Origin of the sequence: Curtobacterium sp. B8, assembly GCF_000333315.1 — a bacterium.
GTDB classification, from domain to species: Bacteria; Actinomycetota; Actinomycetes; order Actinomycetales; family Microbacteriaceae; genus Curtobacterium; species Curtobacterium luteum.
On sequence record NZ_BACW01000498.1, the window covers coordinates 1 to 3,984 of the forward strand.

The 3,984-nt window shown below is 73.6% G+C and carries 4 protein-coding genes; all 4 read right to left on the reverse strand.

Going from position 1 to position 3,984, the window contains the following annotated elements:
• Positions 1–1,143 (reverse strand): FliI/YscN family ATPase (locus I59_RS12730; RefSeq protein ID WP_022904190.1); only part of this gene is annotated, 1,143 nt, incomplete at its 3' end.
• A complete protein-coding gene (locus I59_RS12735) occupies positions 1,140–1,775 on the reverse strand; it encodes a hypothetical protein (RefSeq protein WP_148286219.1) in 636 nt (211 codons plus the stop codon). The genes I59_RS12730 and I59_RS12735, both read right to left, overlap by 4 nt.
• Positions 1,768–2,835 carry a flagellar motor switch protein FliG gene (gene fliG / locus I59_RS12740; protein WP_022904192.1) on the reverse strand — a complete coding sequence of 356 codons (1,068 nt, stop codon included), beginning with the start codon at positions 2,833–2,835 and terminating at the stop codon, positions 1,768–1,770. The genes I59_RS12735 and fliG overlap by 8 nt, the downstream gene beginning before the upstream one ends.
• Positions 2,832–3,984 (reverse strand): flagellar M-ring protein FliF C-terminal domain-containing protein (locus I59_RS12745; RefSeq protein ID WP_022904193.1); only part of this gene is annotated, 1,153 nt, incomplete at its 5' end. The genes fliG and I59_RS12745, both read right to left, overlap by 4 nt.

Below are 3,984 nucleotides of genomic sequence, written 5' to 3' on the forward strand. Positions count from 1 at the left end.
ACGGGCCGCCATCACGGTCCGCAGTGCGGTCGCGGTGTCCCGTTGCTCGCGGCTCGTGACCTTCGAGGCCACGCGCGACACCGACCCGAGCGCGTCCACCGACGGGAAGTGGCCGGTGACGGCGAGCTTCCGGTCGAGCACGACGTGCCCGTCGAGGATGCTCCGGGCTGCGTCCGCGATCGGCTCGTTGTGGTCGTCGCCGTCCACGAGCACGGTGTACAGGCCGGTGATGCTGCCGACCCGGTCGGTCCCGGCGCGTTCGAGCAGCCCGGCGAGCACCGAGAACGTCGACGGCGGGTAGCCGCGGGTGGCCGGAGGTTCGCCGACGGACAGGCCGATCTCCCGCTGCGCCATGGCGACGCGGGTGAGCGAGTCCATCATGAGCACGACGTCGGCGCCCTCGTCACGGAACGACTCGGCGATGCGGGTGGCGACGAACGCGGCACGCAGGCGCATGAGGGCCGGCTCGTCGGAGGTCGACACGACGACGATCGACCGTGCGACGCCCTCCGGACCGAGGTCGTCCTCGAGGAACTCGCGCACCTCGCGGCCGCGCTCCCCGACGAGTGCGATCACCGTCACGGCGGCGTCGCTCCCCCGCGCGATCATCGACAGCAGGGACGACTTCCCGACGCCGGAGCCGGCGAAGAGGCCCATGCGCTGCCCCCGGCCGACCGTGGTCAGGGTGTCGAGCACGCGGACGCCGAGCTGCAGCGGCGTGTCGATGCGGGCACGGCCCATCGCGTCCGGCGTCGCGTGGTCGAGCGGGACCCATGCGTCCGCGTCGATCGGTCCGAGGTCGTCGATCGGCCGACCGAGTCCGTCGAGGACCCGTCCGAACAGGCCGCGGCCGGTGGGGACGAGCACGGGCCGACCGGTGGGCCGTGCCGGCGTCCCGGCGGTCACCCCGACGAGCGGACCGAGCGGCATGCAGCGGGTGCCGGTGGTGTCCGTCGCGACGACCTCGACCGCGGTCTGCGGGCCGTCGTCGGCGCCGACCAGGACGACGTCGCCGATCCGGGCGTCGAGCCCGACGACGGTCAGACCGAGGCCGACGGCGCTCGACACGACACCCTGGCGCACCGGGCGTGCCTGGTCGACCGCGGCGTCGAGGCCGCGCGGGCGCAGCAGGGTCACGGTCATCGTGCACCGCCGAGTGCCCCGCGGGCGCGGTCGAGCGCCGCGCCGATCCGGGCGTCCAGCAGCCCGTCAGGCAGGTCCACCACGGCGTCCCCGTCGGAGAGCGACGGGTCGCCGACGACCGGCACCGCCGTGTCGAGCTCCGCGACGCGCGCCGCGTCGCCGACGCTCACCCGCACCCGGAGCGCCACCGACGCGTCGACCGACGCGAGTGCCCGCAGGACGGTGGCCTCCGCGCCGGACGCGTCCGGTGCCTCCCGGCCGCCGTCCGGGGCGTCGGTCGACCTGGAGGCACGGATCGCGTACCCGACGACGGCCTCCGCCAGGTCCATCGTCGCGTCCGCGAGGGACGCCTCGGCGTCGCGGAGGACGGGCACGACCTGCGAGAGGAGGGCGTTGGTGGCGGCGTCGAGGACGGCCACGCGGCGGACCGTGTCCGCCGTGAGCGACGCGAGTCGCCGGTCGTGCTCCGCCTGGAGCCGCGCCTGGAGCGCGTCGGTCTCGGCCTGCGCCGCGCGGAGACCGGCCGCGTACCCGGCGGCGTGCCCGCGGACCTCCGCCGCGGCGGCGGTCGTGGCGGCGGTGGCGGACCCGAGGACGGGGAAGGTCATGCGCTGGACGGTCTGGTCAGTCAACGAGCTCGTCCTCCTCGGCGCGGTGGACGGTGATGACGCCCTGGGCCTCGAGTTCGCGGACGGACCGGACGACCTCGGCGCGGGCCTCCTCGACCTGCGAGACCCGGATCGGTCCCATCGCCTGCAGCTCGTCGTCGAGGAGCTCGCGGTTGCGCTCGGACACGTTCGCGCGGATGGTCTCGACGACCGGTCCGGCGGCGCCCTTCATGGCGGTCGCCAGCACCTTCGAGTCGATCCCGCGGAGCACCTGCTGGATGTCGCGCGCCTCGAGCTTGACGATGTCCTCGAAGGTGAGCATGCGGGACCGGATGTCCTCGGCGAGTTCGGGGTCGCGGGCCTCCAGGCCGTCGAGCACCGCCTTCTCGGTCGCCACGTCGGACCGGTTGATGATCTCGACGAGCGGCGCGATGCCCCCGACGACCTCGACGCTCTCCCGGGGCGACACCACGGCGCCGGCGCGCTGCCGGAGCACTCCGGCGACGATGCCGACGGCCTCGGGCGTCGCCGAACCCATCGTGGCGAACGCCTGCGCGACGTCGGTTCGGACGCGCTCGTCGACGCCGGCGAGCACGGCGCTGGCCTGCCCGGGCTGCAGGTGCGCGAGCACGAGGGCGATGGTCTGCGGCAGTTCGCCGTCGAGGAGCGTCACGACCTGCCCGGGCTCGGCGTCGTCGAGGAAGTCGAACGACTGCCCGGCGAGGTTCGAGGCGAGGCGGTCCATGACCCCGGCGGCGCGTTCGGCGCCGAACGAGGCCTCGAGCAGCCCCATCGCGGTCTCCTTGCCGCCGCGCTTCTGTGTGCGGCCGTGCATGGTCATGCGGTGGAACTCGGTCATGGTGCGGTCCACGACGGTGTCGTCGACCCGGCGCATGCGGACGATCTCGGCGGAGATCTCCTCGGCCTCCAGCTCGGTGAACTGCTTCATCACCTCGGCGGCGCGGTCGGTCTCCATCTGCATGAGGATGAGCGCGACCTTCTGGGACCCGGTCAGCGGGCGGTCGACAGCGCCGGACGGCCCGCTGCCGCCGGGTCCGCCGACGCTCGGGACGAGGCCGCTCACACCGGTGCCCGGTCGTCGAGGAGCCCGCGGAGCAGGTCGGCGGTGCGCTTCGGGTCACGCTCGGCGAGCGCCTGGATGTCCTGGCGGCGGCGCTCGGCGCTGATCTCCTCGGTGGTGAGCACCTCGGTCGGCGCGTCCTCGACGGGCAGCGTCGGGAGCGCCACGGTCGGGGTGTCCCCGGCGCGGAGCGCCTCGGGCTCGTCGACGGCGAGGGGCAGCTGGAACGTCTCGCCGGAGAACGCATCGAGTTCGCCGAGGTCGACGGCCTCGCGCTCCTGGCGGCGGGCACGTCGGGCGATGACCCACATGATCGCGATGAGGGCGAGGAGGCTCCCGATGACGATGCCGGCGGTCCGGATGGTCGCCCAGAGCGACGCCTGCTGGTCCGCCTGCTGCTGCGCCTTGAGGGCCGCCGCGGCCTGCGCGGCGGCGGTCGTGTCGAAGTTCATCATCGCGACCGCGATCTTGTCGCCGCGGGTGGTGTCGATGCCGGCGGCGCGGGACACGAGGTCGTTGATGCTCTGCAGGTTGGCGTTCTGGACGCTGGCGGCCTTCGCGTTCAGGGCGACGGAGACCGACTGGTTCTCGAGTGCACCGGCCGGGATCTGCGTCGTCTCGGTCGTGTGGTCGACGGCGTTGTTCTTCGTCGCGGACTCGTTCTTGTAGTCGTTGCCCGCGCCGCTGGTCGCGGATCCGTTCGGCACCGCGATGTTGTCCGGTCCGAGCACGCCGGTCGCTCCGGCACCGCCGGCACCGGAGCCGGCGCCGTACTGCTCGGTCGTGCTCGACTCGTTCAGGGCGACCGGGCCGCCGGTCGGGGACGCGTACGACTCCGACGTCTTCGTGCCGGTGTTCTGGTTCATCGTCGCGGAGACGACCACGGTCGCGTTGCCGGCGCCGAGCGTCGTGTCGAGGAGGTCCTGGATCTTCTTGCTGGTGGCCTGGTCGTAGTCCGCGGCCTGGTCCGTGCCGCTGCCGGCGGCGCCGGTGCCGACCGCGGAGAGCGTCTGGCCCTTCGAGTCGACGACGGAGACGTCGGTGGGCTGCATGCCCTCGACCGCGGCGCTCGTCAGGTGCACGATGGCCTGGACCTGGTCGGCGGTCAGCTGCGCGCCGTTCTTCGTCGCGATGAACACCGAGGCCGTCGGT